The 21,967-nt window shown below is 78.8% G+C and carries 19 protein-coding genes; 15 read left to right on the top strand and 4 right to left on the bottom strand.

Annotated features, from left to right (window positions below; genetic code table 11):
• Positions 1-147 precede the first annotated feature (147 nt).
• The 15 genes from LO771_RS02935 to LO771_RS02865 all read left to right on the top strand — a co-directional run bounded on the left by LO771_RS02935 (position 148) and on the right by LO771_RS02865 (position 17,112).
• On the top strand, positions 148-921 hold the full coding sequence (locus tag LO771_RS02935) for a ferritin-like domain-containing protein (protein ID WP_230647994.1): 774 nt from the start codon (positions 148-150) through the stop codon (positions 919-921).
• 210 nt (positions 922-1,131) lie between these two features.
• Complete coding sequence (locus LO771_RS02930; protein ID WP_230647993.1) at positions 1,132-1,968, top strand: hypothetical protein; 837 nt, start codon at positions 1,132-1,134, stop codon at positions 1,966-1,968.
• 208 nt (positions 1,969-2,176) lie between these two features.
• Positions 2,177-2,821 (top strand): hypothetical protein, encoded by a 645-nt coding sequence (locus tag LO771_RS02925; RefSeq protein ID WP_230647991.1) that lies wholly within the window; start codon positions 2,177-2,179, stop codon positions 2,819-2,821.
• The gene (locus tag LO771_RS02920; protein WP_230647990.1) at positions 2,815-3,759 is read left to right on the top strand and encodes a hypothetical protein; all 945 of its coding nucleotides are present in this window, start codon (positions 2,815-2,817) and stop codon (positions 3,757-3,759) included. The genes LO771_RS02925 and LO771_RS02920 overlap by 7 nt, the downstream gene beginning before the upstream one ends.
• A gap of 148 nt (positions 3,760-3,907) precedes the next feature.
• The gene (locus LO771_RS02915) at positions 3,908-4,669 is read left to right on the top strand and encodes an SAF domain-containing protein (protein ID WP_230647989.1); all 762 of its coding nucleotides are present in this window, start codon (positions 3,908-3,910) and stop codon (positions 4,667-4,669) included.
• On the top strand, positions 4,669-6,063 hold the full coding sequence (locus LO771_RS31220) for a hypothetical protein (protein ID WP_230647988.1): 1,395 nt from the start codon (positions 4,669-4,671) through the stop codon (positions 6,061-6,063). Before LO771_RS02915 ends, LO771_RS31220 begins: the two co-directional genes overlap by 1 nt.
• On the top strand, positions 6,053-7,765 hold the full coding sequence (locus tag LO771_RS02905) for a CpaF family protein (RefSeq protein ID WP_230647987.1): 1,713 nt from the start codon (positions 6,053-6,055) through the stop codon (positions 7,763-7,765). The genes LO771_RS31220 and LO771_RS02905 overlap by 11 nt, the downstream gene beginning before the upstream one ends.
• Positions 7,765-8,781, top strand: coding sequence for a type II secretion system F family protein (locus LO771_RS02900; protein WP_230647986.1), 1,017 nt, complete (start codon positions 7,765-7,767; stop codon positions 8,779-8,781). Before LO771_RS02905 ends, LO771_RS02900 begins: the two co-directional genes overlap by 1 nt.
• Positions 8,778-9,665, top strand: a complete 888-nt coding sequence (locus LO771_RS02895; protein ID WP_230647985.1) for a hypothetical protein — start codon at positions 8,778-8,780, stop codon at positions 9,663-9,665. The genes LO771_RS02900 and LO771_RS02895 overlap by 4 nt, the downstream gene beginning before the upstream one ends.
• A 61-nt stretch (positions 9,666-9,726) precedes the next feature.
• The gene (locus tag LO771_RS02890) at positions 9,727-10,008 is read left to right on the top strand and encodes a hypothetical protein (RefSeq protein WP_230647984.1); all 282 of its coding nucleotides are present in this window, start codon (positions 9,727-9,729) and stop codon (positions 10,006-10,008) included.
• 56 nt (positions 10,009-10,064) lie between these two features.
• Entirely contained in the window at positions 10,065-10,430 is a 366-nt protein-coding gene (locus LO771_RS02885; protein ID WP_230647983.1) for a TadE/TadG family type IV pilus assembly protein, read from the top strand.
• A 17-nt stretch (positions 10,431-10,447) separates the two neighbouring features.
• Entirely contained in the window at positions 10,448-10,891 is a 444-nt protein-coding gene (locus LO771_RS02880; RefSeq protein WP_230647982.1) for a TadE/TadG family type IV pilus assembly protein, read from the top strand.
• Between the two features lie 91 nt (positions 10,892-10,982).
• Positions 10,983-11,381: a hypothetical protein gene (locus LO771_RS02875; protein ID WP_230647981.1), complete on the top strand. Its 399-nt coding sequence runs from the start codon at positions 10,983-10,985 to the stop codon at positions 11,379-11,381.
• Complete coding sequence (locus LO771_RS30965; protein WP_304944752.1) at positions 11,381-15,013, top strand: LysM peptidoglycan-binding domain-containing protein; 3,633 nt, start codon at positions 11,381-11,383, stop codon at positions 15,011-15,013. The genes LO771_RS02875 and LO771_RS30965 overlap by 1 nt, the downstream gene beginning before the upstream one ends.
• A gap of 377 nt (positions 15,014-15,390) precedes the next feature.
• A complete protein-coding gene (locus tag LO771_RS02865) occupies positions 15,391-17,112 on the top strand; it encodes a hypothetical protein (RefSeq protein WP_230647980.1) in 1,722 nt (573 codons plus the stop codon).
• Positions 17,113-17,220: 108 nt separating this feature from the next.
• Here LO771_RS02865 and LO771_RS02860 read toward each other — a convergent pair whose 3' ends face one another.
• From LO771_RS02860 to LO771_RS02845, 4 genes are all read right to left on the bottom strand, one after another.
• Positions 17,221-18,354, bottom strand: a complete 1,134-nt coding sequence (locus LO771_RS02860) for an aminopeptidase P family protein (protein ID WP_230647979.1) — start codon at positions 18,352-18,354, stop codon at positions 17,221-17,223.
• A 58-nt stretch (positions 18,355-18,412) separates the two neighbouring features.
• The gene (locus tag LO771_RS02855; protein ID WP_230647978.1) at positions 18,413-19,819 is read right to left on the bottom strand and encodes a glutamate decarboxylase; all 1,407 of its coding nucleotides are present in this window, start codon (positions 19,817-19,819) and stop codon (positions 18,413-18,415) included.
• 126 nt (positions 19,820-19,945) lie between these two features.
• Positions 19,946-20,704, bottom strand: coding sequence for a 3-oxoacyl-ACP reductase FabG (fabG, locus tag LO771_RS02850; protein WP_230647977.1), 759 nt, complete (start codon positions 20,702-20,704; stop codon positions 19,946-19,948).
• 43 nt (positions 20,705-20,747) lie between these two features.
• A complete protein-coding gene (locus tag LO771_RS02845; RefSeq protein WP_230647976.1) occupies positions 20,748-21,935 on the bottom strand; it encodes an acetyl-CoA C-acyltransferase in 1,188 nt (395 codons plus the stop codon).
• Positions 21,936-21,967 lie beyond the last annotated feature (32 nt).

The raw sequence follows: 21,967 nt of genomic DNA, 5'->3' as shown, positions 1-21,967 counted from the left end.
CCGCCACGGCGGGCGGCCCGGACACCCCGTGGTTACGATGCAGACGGCTGCCGGGGCGGCTCTGCCGCCGCCTGCCCGTACCGGGTCGGGGCGGCCCGGGACCCCCGCCCGCCCGCCGTGTGGCGCGCCGTCCGAGAGGTGGTTGCCATGCTCACCGCCCGCAGTCTCTTCCAGGCCATCCACGACAACGACGAGGCCTTCAGGCTGTTCTGCAGCATCGCCGCCCAGGACGAGAACCAGGGCGGGTGGGAGAACGAGCGCATCGCCGCCCTGGTGAGGGATCCCGAACTGGCCCCCAAGATCGCCCGTCACGGCGCGGACGAGCGCAAGCACGGCCGCATCTTCGCCCAGCTGCTCCGCAGGCGCGGCCTGGAGCCGGTGCCGGTCCCGCCCGACACCGACTACTGCATGCTGCTGGAGCGGCAGGGCATCGGACTGCTCCACGAGCGGCTGCGGTCCGACCGGCCCATGGACGACCGGGACGTCATCACCTACCTGGCCCACAGCCGGGTCACCGAGCAGCGCGCCGCGGAGGAGATGCGGCTGCTGGCGCGCGTCCTCGGCGACCACCCGGAGGTCGGCCGGGCGGTCCGCATGATCTCCGCGGACGAGGACAACCACCTGGCCTACTGCCACGAGGAGCTGCTGCGCCTCGCCGACCAGGGGCACGAGAAGGCCATCCGGGCGGTGCTCCGGGAGACGGCCCGCGCCGAGATCCGCACCCACCGCGACGTCGGACTGGCCGTCATGCGCCGCATGGGCCGCATCCTCGGCTGGCCCCGCCCGCAGCGCGCCGCCCTCGCGGCGGGGCTCCACCTGCTCTACCTCTACGAGGCCGCCTACGGGTGGCGGCGGATGGTGAGCCTGCGGCTGCCCGCGAAGCGCAACGCGATGGGGCCGCGCCCGGTGACGGTGGTCTGAAGCCGCCCGTACCCCCCTGTCCGTACCTCCTCACTCGTACCTCCTCACTCGTATCTCCCCGCCCGTGCCTCCCCGCCCGCGCCCCCGCCCGCACCTCCCCGGGGGCGGCGGCCCGGCCGCCCGACGGGCCGTCCGTCCGGCGGACCGCGCCGTCCGGCCCCCGCGCGGCGCCCGCGTGCGCCAGAGTGGAGGCCGGCGAGAGGAGGGCCCGTGGGCGGCACCCTGGCGGCGGACCTGGTCGTGATCGGAGCGGAGTGCGGGGGCGAGCGGGCGCTCGCCGGCACCGCCGACGCCGGCCGCGGCGCCGGTCTGCTGGCTGGTGCCCTGCACGGCGCCTGGTACGACGGCGTGCCCGGCCCCGGCCGGACGGCGGTGGTGTCCCCGGACGCGGGTGCCAACGCGATGCTGACGGCGGTCCAGGAGGCGGCCGGGCGCGAGGGCCGGTTCCTGGTGGTCTGCCTGCTCGGCCGCCTGGTCGCCGACCCCCGGCAGCGGCGGCTCGCCCTGGTGACGGCCGGCAGCACCCGCGACAACGCGTACCGGCGCGGCCTGGCCTGGGACTGGGTGGTGAGCGCCATGGTCCACGGCGGCCACCGCGAGACGCTGCTCCTGGTGGACGCGGTGGCGGACCGCGACACCTGGGAGGCGCTGGACCGGGGCGACGGCGGCCCCGCCGAACTGCTGGACCACTCCCGGGTGCCGCTGTGGGGGAGCGTCGCCCCCTGGGCGGCGCCCCGGCGCGGGCGCGGGCCGGTGCCGCCGGGCGCCGACGGCTCGTTCGCCGACGCCGTGGCCCGGGTGGTGCGGCAGGGCGTGCCCGGCCTCCCCGGGGCGGTCTCCCCGGCGGACCTGCACCCCGCCGTCCGCACGCGCCTGGGCGCACGGGAGCGCGCGGAGGCGCGCCTGCTCGCGCCCGCGCCGGGCGGGCGGCTCCTGCTGCGCAATCCGGCGGCCCTCCGGGGCATGTTGTCGCAGTCGTCGCTTTCCGGAGAACTTCTGGCACTTCTGGACCGGAAGGACTCCCCAAGCCGCCCACCCTCTGCGTAGTCTCGGTGACCGCCGGTGTTGCCGGGAGTCGACGGGACGGCGAAGAATCGCCCCGACGGCGGACATGACGGGCCGACAGGCATATTCTGCCGACCACTGCCACAGATGGGTCGGGATGCGGCGAGGGGGGCCGATGCGACGACGTGCGCACGTGTGGCGTCCTCCGGCGGTCCGCGACGGGCGGCCCGGGGGGCGGGGGAGCGGAGCGGTGGCCCGCGCATGCCCCGGCGCGCCGCCGCCGGCCGCGCGGGCCCGGACCGCCGGGCCCGCCGCCTCCCTGTCCCTGCTCGCGTCCGCCCTGCTCCTCGCGGGCTGCGCGCCCCCGTCCCCCGGCACCGTGGACCGCCTCGGCGCCCGCCCCCGGCCCCCCGCCGGCCCCACCGCCGCCGCCACGGCGCGGTCGGGCCCCGCGCCGGCGGTCCCCGACGACGGCCGGACCGGCGTCGAGGCCCGCCAGCTCCTCGCGGTGTGGGACGGCTGGTGGCAGGCCCAGGCCGCCGCGTACGAGCGGGGCAGCCGGGCGGCCGCCGCGCTGCGGCTGTACTCCACCGGCCAGGCGCTCAGCGGCACCCTGGCCAACCTCCGCAACCTCCAGGAGGCCGGCATGGCGATGCGGGGGAGCCCCGTCAACGACGCGCGGGTCACCGCGCTCGACCTCGCGGCCTCCCCGCCCACCGCCACCGTCGAGGACTGCCTCGACGTCACCGGCTGGCACCAGGTGGACGCCCGCACGAAGCAGCCCCGGGACCCGCGGCAGCGGCTCACCCGGTACGTCGTCACCGGCACCGCCCGCAAGAGCGGGGACGCCTGGCTCGTCACCCGTCTGACCGCGCAGAAGGGCCGCACATGCTGAAGCTCCCCACGCGGGGCGGGACGCTCCTCGCCCTCTCTGTTGGCACGCTCATGACCATCGCCCAGCCGGCCGCCGCCGGCGACCCGCCGCCGGGCGGCGGCGTCTGGGAGTGCCACAACGAGGTCACCTGCGTCGAGGTCCACGTCCCCGGCACGCCCGGCTCCACCCCCACGGGGGGGAGCGGCGGCGGGGGCGGCGGGAGCGGTCCGCAGACCTGCACCTGGGCAGGCAGGGAGTACCCCTGCACCGACCCCGACCTCGGCTGGTTCAACACCTCGGACGGCTGCTACTACTCCCGCACCGACCCGCAGCCCGCCGCCGGCGACCCCGCCTGGGGCGGCCACGACCCGAAGGACGGGGCCGTCTACGACCGCGTCTGCCGCCAGGCCGACGGCAGCCTCGTGGTCAAGGACCCGGTCTGGCTCGCGGCGCCCCCGGGGGCCGAACCGCCGCCCGACCCCCGCCAGGTGGCGCTGCAGGCCATCGCGCAGCTCCGCTACCCGAAGCCGGCCCTGCACACCGCTCCCGGGGGCAAGGGCACCCCGCTGGTCGGCATGCCGGTCTGGCTGTGGACGGACCCGCTGGCCGCCCGGCCCTCCAAGGCGCTCACCGTCCGGGGCGTCACCGTCCGGGCCGAGGCCGCCCTGGCCAAGGTCGTCTGGCACCTCGGCGACGGCACCGACCTGGAGTGCCCCGGCACGGGCACGCCCTACCGCCCCGAGGACGGCGGCCGCGAGTCGCCCGACTGCGGGCACACCTACGCGCACTCCTCGGCCGGGCACCCGAACGAGGAGTTCACCGTGAGCACCACCCTGTACTGGCACATCACGGCGACCATCGAGGGGACCGGCGTGCAGCCGATCGACCCCCCGCCCGACCTGCCCACGGAGGGCGCGGCGCTCCGGTTCAAGGTCGCCGAGGTCCAGGTCCTCAACTGACGCACGGCCGGCAGCACGGCCCCGCACCGCACGCACCACCGCACCGCACCGCAGCAGTCCGCACCACCGCACCACACCGCACGCACCACCGCACCTCGCGCGCACCGGCCCGGCGGGCACGGGCGCCACGCACGGAAGGCACAGTCGGGTGGAGAACAGGGCATTCCCGTCGCTGTCGGCGTCCCCGCCGGCGCCGGCCGCCGGCGGCGACGGCAGGCCGCCCGAGCGGACCGCGCCGGACCGGGCCGCACCGGACCGCCCCGCCGCGGTCGCGCCCCCCAGGGCGCTGCGCGCCCGGCGCCGGCGCCCCGCCGTGCTGGCCCTGTCGGTCGCGCTGGTCGCGGCGGGCGGGCTCGGCGGCGCCGCCCTCTACACCGCCACCGGTGAGCGGGTCTCCGTCCTGGCCCTGGCCCGCGACGTCCCGGCGGGCCAGCAGCTCACCGCGGGCGACCTCACCGTCGCCCGGATCGCGGGCGACCCCGCGCTGCGCCCGCTGGACGGCGCCGACCTGGACCGCGCCGTCGGCATGCGTGCCACCAACGACCTCAAACGCGGCTCCCTCCTCACCAAGGCCGACGTCACCGACCAGGCGGTCGTGCAGGCCGGGCAGCAGATCGTCGGCGTCGCCGCCAAGCACACCCAGCTGCCCGCCACCGCCCTCAAGCCGGGCCGCCGGGTGCTCGTGGTCTCCACGCCGGACGCCGACCGCAGCGGCTCCGCGTCCTCCTCGGCCGCCCGCCCCCAGACCCTGTCCGCCACCGTCGTCACCGTGGGCGGCACCGACACCGACGGCACCACCGTCGTCGACATGGCCGTCGACGCCTCCGACGGGCCGCGGCTCGCGGAGATCGTGGCGAGCGGCAGGTTCCTCGTCGTCCTGGCCCCCGTCCCGGAGAGGAGCGGCGGCTGATGGCGGTGATCGCGGTCGCCGGCACCCCGGGCGCCCCCGGGGCGACCACCTCCGCCCTCGCCCTGCTGCTCGCCTGGCCGCTCCCGGAGGGCCGCCGCGTCCTGCTCGCCGAGTGCGACCCGGACGGCGGCGCCGTCCTCGCCGGCGCCCTGGAGGGCCGCGTCGAGGCGGTGTACGGGCTGCGCAACCTGGCCGTCGCCGACCGCCGCGGCCGGCTCGCCGAGGAGCTGTGGGAGCAGCTGGTCGACCTGTCGCCCGGGGGCGCCGCCGACCGGCTGCTGCTGCCCGGACTGACCGACCCCGCCCAGGCCGTCGGCCTCGCCTACACCTGGGAGCCGCTGGCCGAGGCGTTCCAGGCCCTGGAGCAGCACGGCTACGACGTCGTCGTCGACCTGGGCCGCTCGGGCGCGCACGGGGCCGGGGCACCCCTCGCCCGGCGGGCGGACGCGGTGCTGCTGACCGTGCGCTCGACGCTGCGCGGGCTCAGCGCGGCCCGGCCCCGCCTCGCGGCACTCCGCGACGACCTGGACGCGGCGGGCACCGGCGCGGACGCCCTCGGCCTGCTCCTCGTCGAGGAGGGCCCCTACCCGGCCGCCGACGTCTCCCGCGAGCTGGGCGCGCCCGTGCTGGGACTGCTGCCGTACGCGCCGCGCACCGCGCGGGTGCTCTCGGACGGCGGGGAGACCACCGACCGGCGCTTCGTGCGCTCGGAGCTGATGCGGGCGGCCCGCTCGGCCGCCGACGAGGTGCGGCTGCTGGCGGCCCGGCGGCGGGTGCGGCTCGCCCCCGGCGCCGCGGCCCCGCGGCAGGACCCCCCGCCGCCGGGCCCCCTCCCGTACGGGGCCGCGGGGGAGGGCGGCGCGGCCCGGGGCGGTGCCCCGTACGGCGGCGCGGTCCAGGGCGCCGTGCCGTACGGATCCGCGCCGGGCGGCGGCACGGGCGCCGCGACCGGTCCGCTGACGGGCCTCGCCCCCCAGCCCCCGGCGCCGGCCCCCTTCCCGCCGCACGCCGCCCCGCAGCCCGGTTCCTCGCCGGCCCCGTTCCCCGGCCAGGGGACCGACCCGTACGGGACCGCGCCGTACGGCGGCGCCCCGTCCGCCGCCGCACCGTACGGCCCCGCCGCCGGCCACGCCCCGTCCGCCGCGGCGCCGAACCCCTTCGCCGCCGGGCCGGCGCACCCCGCGGACCGGTCCGCCCCCGCGCACCCGGACCCCTTCGCCACCTCCGTCCCGCCGCGCCCGGGTGACGGCGTGCCGGCCCCGGGCGTCCCCTACGGGCCGCTTCCCGGCCCGGTGGCGCCGCAGCCGGCCCCGCCCGCGCCCTTCCCGCCCCAGGGCGGGACCGCCCCCCGCGGGACCGCCGACCAGGGCGAGGAGGTGCTCCGTGCACGGTGAGCCCCTGCGCGGCCGCCCCGTCCCCGGCGGCCCCCCCCCCGGCGGCCCCGCCGCCGGGCCCCCGCACGGCGAGCCGCCGCACGCCGACTCCCCGTACGGAGCCCCCCTGCACGGCAGGCCCGCCGACACCGCCCCCCGGTCCGCCGCCCCCGCAGCCGCCGGCCACCCCTACGCGGCCGCCCGGCCGGTCCCGCAGGGGAGCGTCCCCGCCGACCCCGCCCGCCTGCCCGCCCTGTCCGCGCCGGCGCCCGCGCCCGGCGGCACCCCCGCCGCGCCGCCCGCCGGCTGGACCGCGGGCTGGACCGCCCCCGCCGCCGTCGCCGCGGCCCCCGCCGCCGTCGACCCGCAGGTCGCCCGCGAGCTCAAGCGCCAGGTCGCCGCCGAACTGCACGAGCAGCTCGCCCGGCAGCCGCACGGCGCGGGCGCCGACGCCGCCCACCGCCGCCAGCGCGGCCGGGCCCTGATCGAGGAGGCCGTCGCCCGCTGGTCCGACGCCCACGCCCAGGCGCACGGCGTGCCGCCCACCCGGGAGCAGGACCGGGCGCTGGCCGAGGCCGTCTACGACCTGCTGTTCCGGGCCGGGCGCCTCCAGCCGTACCTCGACGACCCCGACATCGAGAACATCCTCATCAACGGCTGCGACGACGTCTGGGTCTCGAAGGTCCACCAGCCGCTGCGCCGCGTCCCCCCGGTCGCCGACAGCGACACCGAGCTCGTCGAGCTCCTCCAGGACCTCGCCCGCCAGCACGGCGGCGGCGAGCGCAGCCTCTCCACCGCCAGCCCCACCCTCGCCCTGCGCCTGGAGGGCGGCATGCGCCTCCAGGCGCTCACCGAGGTCACCCCCCGCCCGTACGTGGCGATCCGCCGCCACCGGGTGGCGTCCGCGACGCTGCGCGACCTGGTCGCGCTCGGCACGGTGGACCCCACCCTCGCGGCGTTCCTCGCCGCCGCCATCCGGGCCCGCAAGAACGTGATGATCACCGGCACCCAGGGCGTCGGCAAGACCAGCCTGCTGCGCGCCATGGCCGGGGAGATCCCGCCGGACGAGCGGGTGGGCACCCTGGAGAGCGAGTACGAGCTGTGGCTGCACACCCTCGGCCACCTGCGGCAGGTCGTGCCCATGGAGGCCCGCGAGGGCAACGGTGAGCGGGTCGACGGCCGCACCGCGGGCGAGCTGACGATCGGTGAGCTGATCCCCGCCGCGCTGCGCATGACGCTCTCGCGCATCATCGTCGGCGAGGTCCGCTCCTCCGAGGTCGTGCCCATGCTGCGGGTGATGACCAACGGCGAGGGCGGCTCCATGTGCACCCTGCACGCCCGCGGCCCCCACATGGTCGTCGACCGGATCGCCGAGCTCTGCCTGGAGTACGGCGCCCACATGACCGACACCCTCGCCTACCGGCTCACCGCCAACGCCGTGGACTTCGTCGTGCACGTCGCCATGGTCGACGAGACCGCCGTCGGCGGCCGCCGCCACCGCTTCGTCTCGCACGTCCTGGAGGTCACCGGCCTCGGCGAGAGCGGGAGGCCCGCCATGAACACCGTCTTCGGCCCCCGCGACGGCGAGCCGCGCGCGGTGCCCCACACGCCGCCCGCCTGCCTCGACGACCTGCGGCGCGCCGGGTTCGACGACCGCATGCTGCAGTCCCCCCACGGCGCCTGGGGCGCCCCCCTCGACCTGCGGATCGGAGGCCGTGCCTGATGCTCCTCTACGCCGTGTGCGGCGCCGCCGTCGCCGCCGGGCTGGTCGGCCTGGCCGCCTGGCTGCTCGGCGCTGGGGCCGCCGCGTCCGACGGGCCCGGCCCGCTCGCGCTCCGGCTGCGCACCCTCTGGTACGGCGCGCCCGGGACCGCCGACCCGCGCGTGCTGCGCCTGCGCCGCGTCCAGCTCGGCGCGTCCGCCGCCGGCGGGCCGCTGATGTGGCTCTTCAGCGGGGTCCCGCTGACCGTGCTGCTGGTGCCCGCCGCCGTCTTCGGCATCCCCTGGCTCTTCGACACCACCCGCTCCCACACCCACCGGGTGGAGAAACTGGAGGCGCTCTCCGAGTGGACCCAGCGCCTCGCCGACGTGCTGCTCCTCGGCGTCGGCCTGGAGCAGGCCATCGTCACCAGCCGCCGGACCGCCCCCGCCCTGCTGGAGGGCGAGGTCGCCGACCTGGCCTCCCGCCTCCAGGCCCGCTGGCGGCCCGAGGAGGCGCTGCGGGCCTTCGCCGACCAGCTGTGCGACGCCACCGCCGACAAGGTCCTCGCCGCCCTGGTGCTGCGGGCCTCCGACCGCGGGCCGGGCCTGGCCCGCGCCCTCGCCGACATGGCCGAGTCGGTCCGCGAGGAGGTCCGCCAGCGCCGCGCGATCGAGGCCGACCGGGCCAAGCACCGCACCACCGTGCGGTGGCTGGTCACCATCATCCTCGGCGTGGTCGTGGCCGGGTCCTTCAACCGCCGCTACACCGCCCCCTACGGCACCGTCCTCGGCCAGCTGGTGCTGGCGCTGCTCGCCGCGGCCTTCGTCGCCGTCGTGCTGTGGATGCGCAGCCTGGCCTCCCACCCGCCGCTGCCCCGCCTGCTGGAGCCCGACCGGCGCAGCCGCGTCGGCGCCCCCCGGCCGGAGGCCGCCGACGAGGAGGACGGCGACCGCGCGCCCGCCGCCGGCGCGGACGGCTCCGGGCCGGTCCGCACCGGCCCGCTGTCCGCCGCGACCCCCGCCAAGGAGCTGCGATGATCTCCCCCTGGGCCGTCCTCGCGGGCGCCGCCGCCGCGGGCGGCGTCGCGCTGCTGGCGTCCGAGCTGCGCCCCGCCCCGCCCGACCTGGGCTCCGCCCTCGACCGGCTGCACCGCGCCCCCGCGCGGGAGCGGCCCGGAGCCCCCGCCGCGCCCGACCGCTGGTACGACCGGCTCGGGGAGCGGTGCACCACCCTGCCCGGCGCCCGCATCCCGCGCCGCGAACTGGCGCTGATCGGCCGCACCCCGGCCCGCTTCATGCTCCACAAGCTGCTCTTCGCCCTGCTCGGCCTGCTGCTCCCCGCCTACCTGGGCGCGCTCGCGGCCCTCCTCGACGTGGCGCTGCCCGTGCTGCTGCCCGCCCTCGCCGGGCCGGTGCTCGCCGCCGTGCTCTGGATGGTGCCGGACGCGGTGGTGCGCGGCGAGGCCAAGGAGGCGCGGGTGGAGTACCTGCACGGCGTCGCCTCCTACCTCGAACTGGTCGCCCTGGAGCGCGCCGCCGACTGCGGCCCCGCCGACTCCCTCGTCCGCGCCGCCGCCGTGGGCCGCGGCGCGGTCTTCCGGCGGCTCTCCGACGCCCTGGACCGCGCCGCCACCGACCGGCTGCCGCCGTGGGACGGGCTGGACGCGCTCGCCGACGAGCTCGGCCTCACCCCCCTGCAGGACGTCGCCGACATCATGCGCATCTCCGGCACCGACGGCGCCGCCGTGTACGACACGCTGCGGGCCCGGTCCAGGAGCCTGCGCGCCGAACTCCTCGCCGAGGACCTCGCCCGCGCCAACACCGACAGCGAGCGCATGGTCGCCCCCGGATCCGCCCTGACCATGCTGATGACCGCCCTGATCGCCTTCCCCGCCCTCTACCAGATGCTCCACAGCGGCTGACCCCCGGCCGCCCCGCACCGCACCCCCGAACCCCCGCCCGCAGAACCGGGAGCACCGAGACATGAAGCACCTGACCGGCCGCCGACCCGCGGCCCACGCCCCCCTGGCGGCCCTGGCGGCCCTGACCGCCGCCACCGCCCTGCTGCCGCTGCTGATGGGCGTCCACCTGGTCCGGTACCGGGTGGACCGCGCCCGCCGGGCCGCCCGCGACGGCGACCGCGGCGCCATCTCCATCGAGCTCGCCCTCGCCATCATCGCCCTGGTGGCGGTGGCTGGCGGGGTGGTGGTCGCCCTGACCAGGCTCGCCGACAACGTCACCGCGAAGATCCCCGCGGACAAGTGAGCCGGTCCGCCCCCCTGCGGCACCTCCGGCCGCGGTGGCGGGCGGACGACGGCTCCATGAGCGTCAGCCTCGCCCTCGTCTTCCCCGCCGTCCTCGTCCTGGTGCTGCTCGTCGTCCAGGCGTCCCTGTGGTGGTACGCCCGCCAGGTCGCCCTCACCGCCGCCCGCGAGGGCGCCGAGGCGGGCCGCGCCCACCGGGCCGGACCGGCGGACGGCACCGCCCGGGCCCGGGCGTTCCTCGACCGGGCGGGCACGGCCGTCTCCGACCCCCGGGTCTCGTCGGACGGGAGCACGGCCGCCGTGGTCCGCATCACCGTGACCGTCCGCGCCCAGTCCCTGCTGCCCGGCCTCGACGGGCAGCTGATCACCCAGCACGTGACCGCCCCCGTCGAGCGGTTCGTCCCCCAGGAGGCCCGACCGTGAGGACAGGAGGCCCGGCCGTGAGGACCCGCGGCGCCGCCCCCGGCGGCCGGGGCGAGGAGGGGAGCGTGGCGCTGGAGGCGGCGATCATCGCCCCCGCGCTGCTCCTCTTCGTCCTGCTCGCCGTCGCCGCCGGGCGGCTCCAGACGGCCGGCGGCACCGTCGACGCGGCCGCCCGCGCCGCGGCCCGCAGCGCCTCGCTGGCCCGCACCGCCGAGGCGGCGCAGCAGGCCGCGTCGGGCGCCGCCGAGGAGACGCTGCGTCAGCAGGGCGTGCACTGCACCGCCCGGAGCGTCGACGTGGACACCGCGGGGCTCGGCGCGCCCCTCGGGCAGACGGGCGAGGTGACAGCGGTGGTCCGCTGCACCGTGCCGCTGGACGACCTGCTGCTCTCCGGGCTGCCCGGCTCCCGCACCATGACCGGCCGGTTCACCTCGGTCGTCGACCGCTACCGGGGGCGCTGAGATGGCCCGGACCGCGGAGGGCGGGCGTGCGGCGACGGGCAGGAGCCCGGCGGGCGGGCGCGCCGGGGCGCGGCGCACCGACGCCGGATCGGTGTCGGTCTTCGTCGCGATCTGCGCCGTCGGCCTGCTGGCCGTCATCGGCGTCGTCATCGACTGCGGCGGCCGGCTGCGCGCCGTCGAGCGCGCCGACGCCCTCGCCCAGGAGGCCGCCCGCGCCGCCGGGCAGCAGATCGACCCGGCCGCCGCCCTCTCCGGCGGACCGGTGGTGGTCGACCCGGCCGCCGCCCGCGCCGCGGCGGCGCGGTACCTGGCGGGCAGCGGCGTGCGCGGCGAGGCCGTCGTGAGCGCCGACGGCAGGACCGTCCGCGTCACCGTGGACGGCGAGTACGACACCGCCCTGCTGGGCGTGATCGGTATCGGCAGCATGACCGTGCACGGCGAGGGCAGTGCCAGCCTGGTGCGCGGCGTCGGAGAAGCGGAGAACGGCTGATGACCGCCCCACGAGCGGAAGTCCACCGACCGGTGCGCCGCGGCGCGCCCGCACCCCTCCCCCCGCGCGGCGGCGGGCCCGGCCGCGGGCGGCTGCGGTCACTGGCCGCCGCCGCGGCGGCGGCCGTCGCGCTGGCGGCGCTGCTCGCGGGCGTGCCCGCCCTGCTGCTCCTCGGCACCCGCGCCGTGGCCGGCATGGGCGCGCCCGCGCACGGCGGCGTCCTCGACCTGCTCACCCGCCCCGACGACGGGCGCCTCTTCCTGTGGGCGCTGGTCGCCGTCGGCTGGGCCGCGTGGCTCTGCTTCGCGCTCTCCGTGCTGGTGGAGGTCCCCGCCCAGCTGCGCGGCCGCGTCGCCCGGCGCCTGCCGGTCCTCGGCTGGAGCCAGCGGGCCGCCGCCGGGCTGGTCGGCGCCGTCCTCGCGGTGCTGCCCGCCGCCGGGGGCGCCTTCGCCGCGCCGGTCCACGCGCCGGCGGCGATCACCGCCGCACCGCGGCACGCCGCGCTCCCCGCGGCCCCCGCCCCCCGGCCCGGGGCGGCGGCGCCCGCCGCCGACCGGCCCGTCTACACCGTGCGGGACACCCGGCCCGCCGACAGCCTGTGGACCATCGCCGAGCGGCAGCTGGGGTCCGGGGAGCGGTGGCAGGAGATCGCCCGGCTCAACGACGGCCGGGTGATGGACGACCAGGGCCGCCGCTTCGACGCGGACCGGCCCATCCAGCCCGGCTGGCGGCTGCTGATGCCGGACGACGCCCGGCCCGACGCCGCCGGACAGGACGCGCCCGCCGACCTCGGGGGGAGCACGCCGGAGCACGCCGCCGTCACCGTGCGGCCGGGCGACACGCTGTCGGCGATCGCCGGGCGCGAGCTGGGCGACGCGGACGCGTGGCCGCGCCTGTACGAGGCGAACCGGGGGGTCCGCGCCCCGGACGGCGAGCGGCTCACCGACCCGGACGTCATCGCCCCCGGCATGGTCCTGGCGGTCCCCGGCGCCCGGCCCGGCACCCCGGCGCCCGGGACGACCCCGCCCCCGACGGGGGACGGCGCCACCCCGCCCGGCGCCACCCCGCCCGGTGCGGACGGACCCGGTACGGACGGACCCGGTGCGGACGGGCCGGGCGCCCCCGGGGAGTCCGCCCCGGCGACACCCGCCCCGGGCGCCTCGACGGCCCCCGCCACCCGTACCCCCGGGCCGCAGGCGCCGCAGTCCGGGGAGCCCCGGTCCGGTGACCCGCAGTCCGGGGACCCGCAGTCCGAGGCCCCCACCCCCACCACCGCCCCCGCCACCCCCGCGGACCCGTCCGACGGCGGCACCCCCACCGCCTCCGCCGACCGCGACCCGAGCGCCGCCGCCCTCACCGCCTCCGGTGTGACGGTCCTGCTGGCCGCCCTCCTCGTCGGCGCGGTCGCCGCCCGGCGGGGCCGCCAGCAGCAGCGCCGCCGCCCCCGCCACCGCATCGCCCTGCCGCCGCCGCCCGCCGCCGCCTTCGAGGCGGAACTGCGGGCACGTCAGGACGCCGCCGGGCTCGACCTGGTGGACCGGGCCCTGCGCACCCTCGCCCGCAACACGGCCGCCGCCGGACGGCGGCTGCCCGCCCTCACCGCCGTCCGGATCACCCCCGGCCACACCGTCGAACTGCACCTGTCCGTCCCCGCCGTGCCCGTCTCCCCCTTCCGCGCGTCCCACGCCTCCACCACCTGGTGGTGCCCGCCCGACGCCCCGGACCTGCTGCCCGCCGACGAGGCCGCCGCCGTGCCCGCCCCCTACCCGGCCCTGGTCGGGATCGGCTCCGCGCCCGACGGCGGGGCCGTCCTGGTCGACCTGGAGGCCGTCCGGCTGGTCCACCTCTCCGGCGACCCCGAGGACGTCCGGTCCGTGCAGCGGGCCCTCGCGCTGGAGCTCGCCCACAGCCCCTTCGCCGAGGACCTGCACCTGCACCTGGTCGACGCCGCCCCCGACCTGCCCGCCACCGACCGGGCCGCCGCCCGGGTGCTGCGGCACGGCACCCTCGACGAGGCGCTCCGCCGGCTCGCCGACCGCGACGACGCCGCCCGCTCCGCCCTGGCCGCCGCCGGTGCGGCGCACCCCCGGGAGGCGCGCAGCCGCGGCCTCGCCGACGACGCCTGGACGCCCGAGGTCGTGCTCTGCGGCCACGCCCCCGCCGGGACCGCCCCCGAGGACCTCGGCCGGCTGCTCGACGCCCGCCCCCGCACCTGCGTGGCGGCGGTGACCCGGGCTCCGGCGCGGGGCGACGGGCCGGTCGCCCGCTGGACCCTCGCCGCGTCCGGCCCCACCGCGCTGCCGGGCCTCGGCCTCACCGTGGAGCTGCAGCGGCTGACGGCGGAGCAGTACGCCCTCTGGGGCGACCTGCTGCGCGCCTCCGGCAGCACCGAGCAGCTCCCCGCGCCGGACTGGACCGTCGAGGGGCCGGAGCCGGACCCCGCGCACTGGCCCTTCCTCGACCGCGAGGCCGGGGCCTGCCCCCCGGACCCCTGGCAGGGCGAGGGCCCCTGGGAGGCCGGGGAGGCCTCCGGCCCCGACGGCGGGGGGCACGGCGCCGCCGTGCCCCGGCGCACGGCCCTCCCCGCCCTCACCGTCCTGCGCCCGCACGTCGGGACCGGTACGAGCGCCTTCGCCGGCACCGACCCGGCCGCCCCCGTCCGGATGCCGCCCGCACCCCCGTCCAGCACCGCCCCCCGCACCGCGGAGCCCCCCGCGCCCGCACCGGCCCCCGCTCCCGCTCCCGCACCGGCCCTGACCCCGGCCCCGGCCCCCGCGCCGGCCGCCGGGACGCCCGGGGAGCAGCCCCGTCCGGGCCGCACCGACGCCGAGGACCTGCTCGCCATCCTGCGGTCCACCCGCGCCCACACGGTCCGCACCGCCCCCCGGGTGCGGCTGCTCGGCCCGGTGGACGTGCTCGGCGCCCGCGGCCCGCTGGACCCCGCCGCCCGCGGCCGGCTGACGGAGGTGGCGGCCTACCTCGCCCTCAACCCGGGCAGCGACCAGCGGGCCCTGGACCTCGTCCTGCACCCCGGGGCCGTCCACCGCGACCCCGAGGCCGCCGAGCAGGCCGGCCGCGACCTGGCCGCCTCGGTGGACCGGCTGCGCGACTGGCTGGCCCAGGACCCCGAGGGAGGCGGCCTGCTGCTCACCGACGGCAGCGGCGCCCACACCTTCTCACCGGCCGTCACCTGCGACTGGGACGACTTCCGCAGCCTGTACCGGCGCGGCATGCGCAGCACCAGCCCCGCCGCCGACGCCGCGCTCGCGCACGCCCTCGCCCTGGTGCGCGGCGCCCCGTTCGCCGAGGTCCCGGCCGGTGCGTACGGGTGGGCGGAGCCCTTCCGCGAGGACATGGTCGCCGCCGTCCTCGACACCGCCCACGAACTCACCGCCCGCCGCCTCCAGCACGGCGACTACCGCAGCGCCGAGGCGGCGGCCTTCCGCGGCCTCGCGGTCTGCCCCGACGCCGAGCTCCTCCACCGCGACCTGCTCTACGTCTACGCCTCCGCGGGCGCCCGGGAGCAGCTCCTCAAGGCCGTCAACCGGCTGGACGCCACCAGCCGCCACGCCGCCCGCGACCTCGAGCCCGAGACCGTCTCGCTGCTCCGCGACCTGATGGAGCAGCCCTGACCGCGCACCCCGTCGGCCGACCCCCCGTCACCACCGTGCCGCTCCCGGCGGCTTGCCGGGGTCCGGCCCCGCCCCGGCCCCGCCCCGGGGCGGCCCCCGGGGACGGCCGCGGCGGCACACCTCCCGGAGGCGGCTCTCGCACCGGCCGTCCGGACGGACGCCCCGCGCCGCCGGATGGCCGAGCGCCGGGGCGACCCCATAAGGTGACGCACGCCGGTGGCGGCGGTCGGCGCCGCACGGCGGACGGACGCCGCGGCAGCGGCGCGGGCGGCTGCGGGACGGGACGGTGACGTGCGGTGACGGGGAGCACGGTGACGGGCGGTACGACGGGTCCGGGTCCCGGTGCGGAGGCCGCGGCCCCGGGGACCACGATGCGCATGCCGCTCCCCCCGCCGCCCCCGCGGACGGCCGGGGCGCCGTGGCCGGACGCGGCGGCGGAGACGGCCGTGCTGCAGCCGGTCGCCGGCGCCGTCCGCACGGCCGCCCCCCTGCACGCACCCGCCCCGGGCTCGGCGCCGCGCGGCCGGATCCTGGTGGTCGAGGGCGGCTTCGCCGCGTCAGGCAGGTGGCCGTGGTCCCGCCAGGCGGTGTCCGCCGGGGCGCCGGCGCTGTCCGCCGTGCTCGCCGCGGTCTCGCCCCAGGTGCTGCTGGCGGCCGACGCCGTGGACGCCGTCCACCTGCCGTCGGCCACCGACCCGCAGACCGTCCTCGCCCACCTGCGGTCCGCCGCCCGCCACCCCGGACCGGTCCTGGTCCACCTGGCCGGACACGTCCTCGCCGACCGCCGCGGCGGCCGCCTCCACCTGGCCCTGCGCGACACCCGGCCCGCGACCGTGCGGCACGACGGCCTGCCCTGGCAGTGGATCGCCGCCGAGCTGCGGACGCGCCCCGCGGAGTGGGGCGCCCTGGTGATCGCGGACCTGAGCGCCGACGAGGCGGTCTGGCCGATGCTCCACACCGTCCCCTCGCCGCTGGCCGAGGGGCTGCCGCTGTGGGCGGCGGTCAACCCGGACCCTCAGCAGGTCGGCACCTTCACCCGCGCCCTGGTGGAGGCCCTGCACAGCGGGCAGCCGGGCGCCGGGGCCGCGCTGAGCCCGGAGCAGCTCCAGCACCAGGTGCAGTCGGTGCTGCGGCCCGACGTGCTGGTCGTGGCCTCGCACGGGCCCGGCCGGCCGGTCTTCCGCAACACCGCGCGCCGCACGGAGCCCGCCCCGCAGGCGCCGCACGACGGGGCCGCCGCGGCCGCGCCGGTCCCGGCGGGTGCCGCGGCCGCCCCCGTACCGGCCCCCGCCCCCCGGGCCGCGACCACCACCGTGTCGGGCACCGCCGCCGTCCCGGCCGCCGTCCCCGGCCCTCCGGCCGGGCCGCGGACGGCCGTCCTCCTCGACAAGCCCGGGGCGTCCCACCCGGCTGCCGTGCCCCACCCGGCTGCCGTGCCCCACCCGGTGGCCGCGTCCCACCCGGTGGCACCCGGAGCCCCGGCGTCGCGTCCGGCCACGGCCGCCCCGGTCACGCTGGACAAGCCCGGACCCCCGCCCCCGGCCCGGCCGCCCGCGGTCCGCCTCGGCAAGGCGGCCGCCCCCGCAGCCCCCGCGGGACCGCCGCCCGCGGCCGTCCCGCAGACCGCCCCCGCCCCCGCCGAGGACCCCGCCGCCGCGCTGGCCGAGTACCGGGAGCCCATCGGCCGCATCGTCCGCGCCGCCGACGCGGGGGAGCACGCCACGGCCGCCGACCTGGCGGCCACCCTGGAGCGCCAGGCCGTCGCCATGCACGGCGACGCCGCCCCCGCCGCGCTCCACGTCCGCCAGGTGCGGGCCCACGTCTCCCGCCTGGCGGGCAGGCAGGCGCTCGCCGCCGACCTCTACCGCGACGTCGCGCTCAAGCTGCTCGCCGTGCGGGGCCCCGAGCACCCCGAGACCCTCCAGGCCGCCTCCAACGCCGACGCCTGCTGGCGCGCCGTCCACGACGTCGCCGAGGCCCGCCGGATCGCCCCCGCCATGATCGCCCTGCGCGGCCGGGTGCCGGGCCCGGACGGCCGCAAGCTGCGCGCCGCCGAGCGCTACCTCGCCCAGCTCGGCGAGATGCGGCCCGACGCCTGACCCCGGCGCGAGCCTCGCGCGGGGGCCGGCCCGGACGTGCTCCAGGCCGGCGCGCCGGCCAGGAGCACACCCGCCCGCCGCCGGTCCGGCCCCGGGCCGGGCTGCGTGCTACGCCACCACCGCCATCTCGCGCGAGGTGGTGTTCAGCCGCCGCCCGCCGTCCTCCGTGCAGACCACGATGTCCTCGATCCGCACCCCGAACCGCCCCGGCAGGTAGATCCCCGGCTCGATCGAGAAGCACATCCCCGGCACCAGCGGCAGCTCCTCGCCCTCCACCATGTAGGGCGGCTCGTGCGTGGTGACCCCGATGCCGTGCCCGGTCCGGTGGATGAAGTACTCGCCGTACCCGGCCCCGGTGATCACCGCCCGCGCGACCCGGTCGACCTCCTGGCACGCGATCCCGGGCCGCACCGCCTCGAAGGCGGCCTGCTGCGCCTCCCGCACCACGTCGTGCACCCGCCGCTCCTCGGCGGTGGGCTCGCCGACGTGCACCGTGCGGCTGGTGTCCGAGCCGTACCCGTGCCTGAGCCCGCCGAAGTCGAGCACCACCGTGTCGCCGTCCCCGATCACCCGTGCGCCCGCCTCGTGGTGCGGGTTCGCCCCGTTGGGGCCGGAGCCGACGACGGTGAAGTCCACCTGGCTGTGCCCGTGCTCCAGCAGCAGCGTGGCCAGGTCGGCGGCCACCTCCGACTCCCGGCGCCCGGCGAACCGCACGCCCAGCACGTCCCGGTACGCGGCGTCCGCGGCCGCGCCCGCGGCGGCCAGCCGCTCCAGCTCCGCCGCGTCCTTGACGGCCCGCAGCATCGGCAGCGCCTCGCTCAGCGCCGCGTACGAGGTCCCCGGCAGGGTCCGCTGCAGGCCCAGCAGGTGCATCGCCCAGGAGGAGTCGGAGATCCCGTACCGGCCGTCGGGCCGCAGCAGGCCGGCCGCGGCGGCGTACGGGTCCTGGCCGTCGCGCCAGTCGGAGACGGCGAACGCGCCCGCCCCCGGGGCCGCCTCGGCGTCGCCGCGCTCCAGGGCGGGGACCAGCATCCGCGGCTCCTCGCCGGCCGACAGGACCAGCGCGGTGAGCCGCTCGGTGGTGGCGGTCGGCAGGTAGCCGGTCAGCCACGCCAGGTCGGGCCCGGGCATGACGACCAGTCCGGCCAGGCCCGCCGCGGCCGCGTCGCGGGCGGCGCGGTCCATCCGGGCGGCGTGGTCCTCGCGGGTGAAGGGTGCGGGGGCGGGGGCCTGCTCGGCCATGGGTCCTCCGGGAGCGGCGTGACGGTACGGGCGGGGGACGACGGTACGCCACGCGCCGTCAGTGGTGGAACGCCGAGCGGGCCTCGACGCCCATCTCCCGCAGCGGGGCGGGCTGCCGGCGGAGCTCCCCGACCAGCCGGCCGAGGTCGGCGAGCAGCAGGTCGGCGAGGTCCTCCGAGAAGCCGTTGCGGCAGACCACGCGCAGCACCGACAGGTCGGTGCGGTTCTCCGGGAAGGTGTAGGCGGGGACCAGCCAGCCGCGCTCGCGCAGCCGCCGCGACACGTCGAAGACGTCGAAGGAGGTGACGTCGTCGGCGGTGGTGAAGGCGAAGACCGGCAGCTGGTCGCCGCGGGTCAGCAGCCGGAAGCAGCCCAGCTGCTCGATCCCGCGCGCCAGCCGCCCGGCGACGTCCCGGGACGCCTGCTGCACGGCCCGGTAGCCGTCCCGGCCGAGCCGCAGGAAGGTGTAGTACTGGGCGACGACCTCGGAGCCGGGGCGGGAGAAGTTGAGCGCGAAGGTCGGCATGTCGCCGCCGAGGTAGTTGACCCGGAAGACCAGCTCCTCGGGGAGCGCCTCCTTGTCCCGCCACAGCGCCCAGCCCACGCCCGGGTACACCAGTCCGTACTTGTGCCCCGAGGTGTTGATGGAGGCCACCCGCGGCTGGCGGAAGTCCCACACCAGCTCCTCGTCGAGGAAGGGCGCCACCATGGCCCCGGAGGCGCCGTCGACGTGCACGGGCACGTCGAGGCCGGTGCGCTCCTGGAGTCCGTCGAGGGCGGCGCAGATGTCCCACACCGGCTCGTAGCTGCCGTCGAAGGTAGAGCCCAGCACGGCGACCACGCCGATGGTGTCCTCGTCGCACAGGGCCGCGGCCCGCTCGGCGTCCAGGTGGAACCGCTCGCCCTCCATGGGCGCGGTCCGCGGCTCGACCTCCCAGTAGGTGCAGAACTTCTCCCAGCAGACCTGCACGTTGACGCCCATCACCAGGTTGGGCCGCGCCCCGGCGGCGTACCGGTCGGCGTTGCGGTGCATCCAGCGGCGCTTGAGCGCCATGCCCGCGAGCATGCACGCCTCGCTGGAGCCGGTGGTGGAGCATCCCACGGCTGCGCCGGGGTCGGGGGCGTGCCACAGGTCGGCGAGCATGGCGACGCAGCGCCGCTCCAGCTCGGCCGTCTGCGGGTACTCGTCCTTGTCGACCATGTTCTTGTCGACGCACTCGGCCATCAGCACCGACGCCTGCGGCTCCATCCAGGTGGTGACGAAGGTCGCCAGGTTGAGCTTGGCGTTGCCGTCGAGCAGCAGCTCGTCGTGGATGAGCCGGTAGGCGGTGGACGGCGGCATCGGGCCGTCCGGCAGCCGGTGCACCGGCGGGGCGACCTCCATGGGACCGAGCGGGTCCGCCTCGCCGAGGAAGGGGTTGACCGACAGCCGCCGGTCGTCGTCCCGGCCCTTGTGCAGTGCCACTGGGGTGTCCTCTCCTCGCCCGTGCCGGTGCCGTGTCCACCGTGGCACCCCCGCCGCGGCGCCGCACCCGGAACGCGGGCGGAGGGGACCCCCGGGCCCGCCGCCGGGCCGGGAGTCCCGGGCACGTCAGCGGGCGCCGCCGTTGACGTAGAGGGTCTGGCCGGAGACGTAGGAGGCGTCGTCGCTGGCGAGGAAGGCGACCACGGCGGCGACCTCCTCCGGCTGCCCGACCCGCCGCAGCGGGGTGCGCTCGGCCGCCAGCCGCTGATGCTCCTCCGCGGTGGAGCCGACCCGCTCCGCGGTGGCGGCGGTCATGGCGGTGGCGATGTAGCCGGGGGCGACGGCGTTGGCGGTGATCCCGTACGGGCCGAGCTCGATGGCGAGGGTCGCGGTCAGGCCCTGGATGCCGGCCTTGGCGGCGGCGTAGTTGGCCTGGCCCCGGTTGCCCAGCGCCGAGCGGCTGCTGAGCGAGACGATCCGCCCGTACCGCTGCTCCACCATGTACGCCTGGGCGGCCTGCGCGCAGTTGAAGGCGCTGGTGAGGTTGACGGTCAGGACGGCGTCCCAGTCGCTCCGGGGCATCCGGAAGAAGAGGTTGTCCCGGGTGATGCCCGCGTTGTTGACCAGGACGTGGAGGCCGCCGAGGTCCCGGACGACCTCGGCGAAGACGGCCGCCACGGCCTCGTGGTCGGCCACGTCGCAGCCGTAGGCGCGCGCGGTGCCGCCCTTGGCGGCGATCGCGTCGGCGGTCCCCTGCGCCCGCTCGGCGGTGAGGTCGACGACGGCGACCGCCGCGCCCTCCTCGGCCAGCCGCAGCGCGGTGGCCGCGCCGATGCCCTGTGCGGCGCCGGTGACGACGGCGACCCTGCCGGTGAACCTGCTCACGGACGTGCTCCTCTGCAGAGGGGGAGGGGGAGGTGGCGGTGCGTCAGTCGCGCTCGACGAGGACGGCGCTGCCCTGGCCGACGCCGACGCACATGGTGGCCAGGCCGCGCCGGGCGCCGGTGCGGCGCATCCGGTGCAGCAGCGTGGTGAGGATGCGGGCGCCGGAGCAGCCCAGCGGGTGGCCGAGCGCGATGGCGCCGCCGCTGGGGTTGACCAGCCCCGGGTCGATGCCCAGGGCGTCGGTGCAGGCCAGCGCCTGGGCGGCGAAGGCCTCGTTGAACTCGGCCTCCTCCACGTCGCCGACCGCCCAGCCGAGCCGGGCGAGCGCCTTGCGGGTGGCGGGCACCGGGCCGATGCCCATGGTGTCCGGGTGGACGCCGGCCGACGCCCCGGCGGCGTACCGGCCCAGCGGTTCCAGGCCCAGGTCGCGCAGCGCCTCCCCGCTCACCAGCAGCAGGGCGGCCGCGCCGTCGTTCATCGGCGAGGAGTTCCCCGCGGTGACGGTGCCGCCCTTGCGGAAGACCGGCTTCAGCGCCGCCAGCCGCTCGGCGGAGGTGTCCTCGCGGATGCACTCGTCGGCGGTGACCGCGACGCCGTCGGGCCGCACCACCGGCAGGATCTCGGCGTCGAAGTGCCCGTCCTTGCGGGCGGCGGCCGCGTTGCGGTGGCTGCGCAGCGCGAAGGCGTCCTGCCGCTCCCGCCCGATCCCGTACCGCTCCGCGACCTCCTCGGCGGTCTCACCCATGGAGAGCACGCCGTGCAGCTCCGCCATCCGGGGGTTGGTCAGCCGCCAGCCGAGCCGGGTGTCGAAGGTGTCCATGCGGTGCGGCAGCGCCTCGTCGGGCCGGGCCAGCACGAACGGCGCCCGGCTCATCGACTCCGAGCCGCCCGCCACCGCGACCTCCGCCTCACCCGCGGCGATCGCGCGGGCGGCGCTGGTGACGGCCTCCATGCCGGAGGCGCAGAGCCGGTTGACGGTCGCGCCGGGCACGCTGTCGGGCAGGCCGGCGAGGAGCACGGCCATCCGGGCGACGTTGCGGTTGTCCTCGCCGGCCTGGTTGGCGGCGCCCCAGTACACGTCGTCGATGCGGGCCGGGTCGAGGGCGGGGACGTCGGCCAGCAGGCCGGCGAGGACGCCGGCGGCCAGGTCGTCGGGGCGGACGGCGGACAGGGCGCCGCGCAGCCGCCCGACGGGGGTGCGGCGGGCGGCGGCGAAGTAGACGGGACGCAACGCGGGCTCCTCGTCGAGCCGGTCGCAGGGAA

Origin of the sequence: Streptacidiphilus sp. ASG 303, assembly GCF_020991365.1 — a bacterium.
GTDB lineage: Bacteria > Actinomycetota > Actinomycetes > Streptomycetales > Streptomycetaceae > Peterkaempfera.
This window is presented reverse-complemented; position numbering and strand designations above follow the sequence as displayed.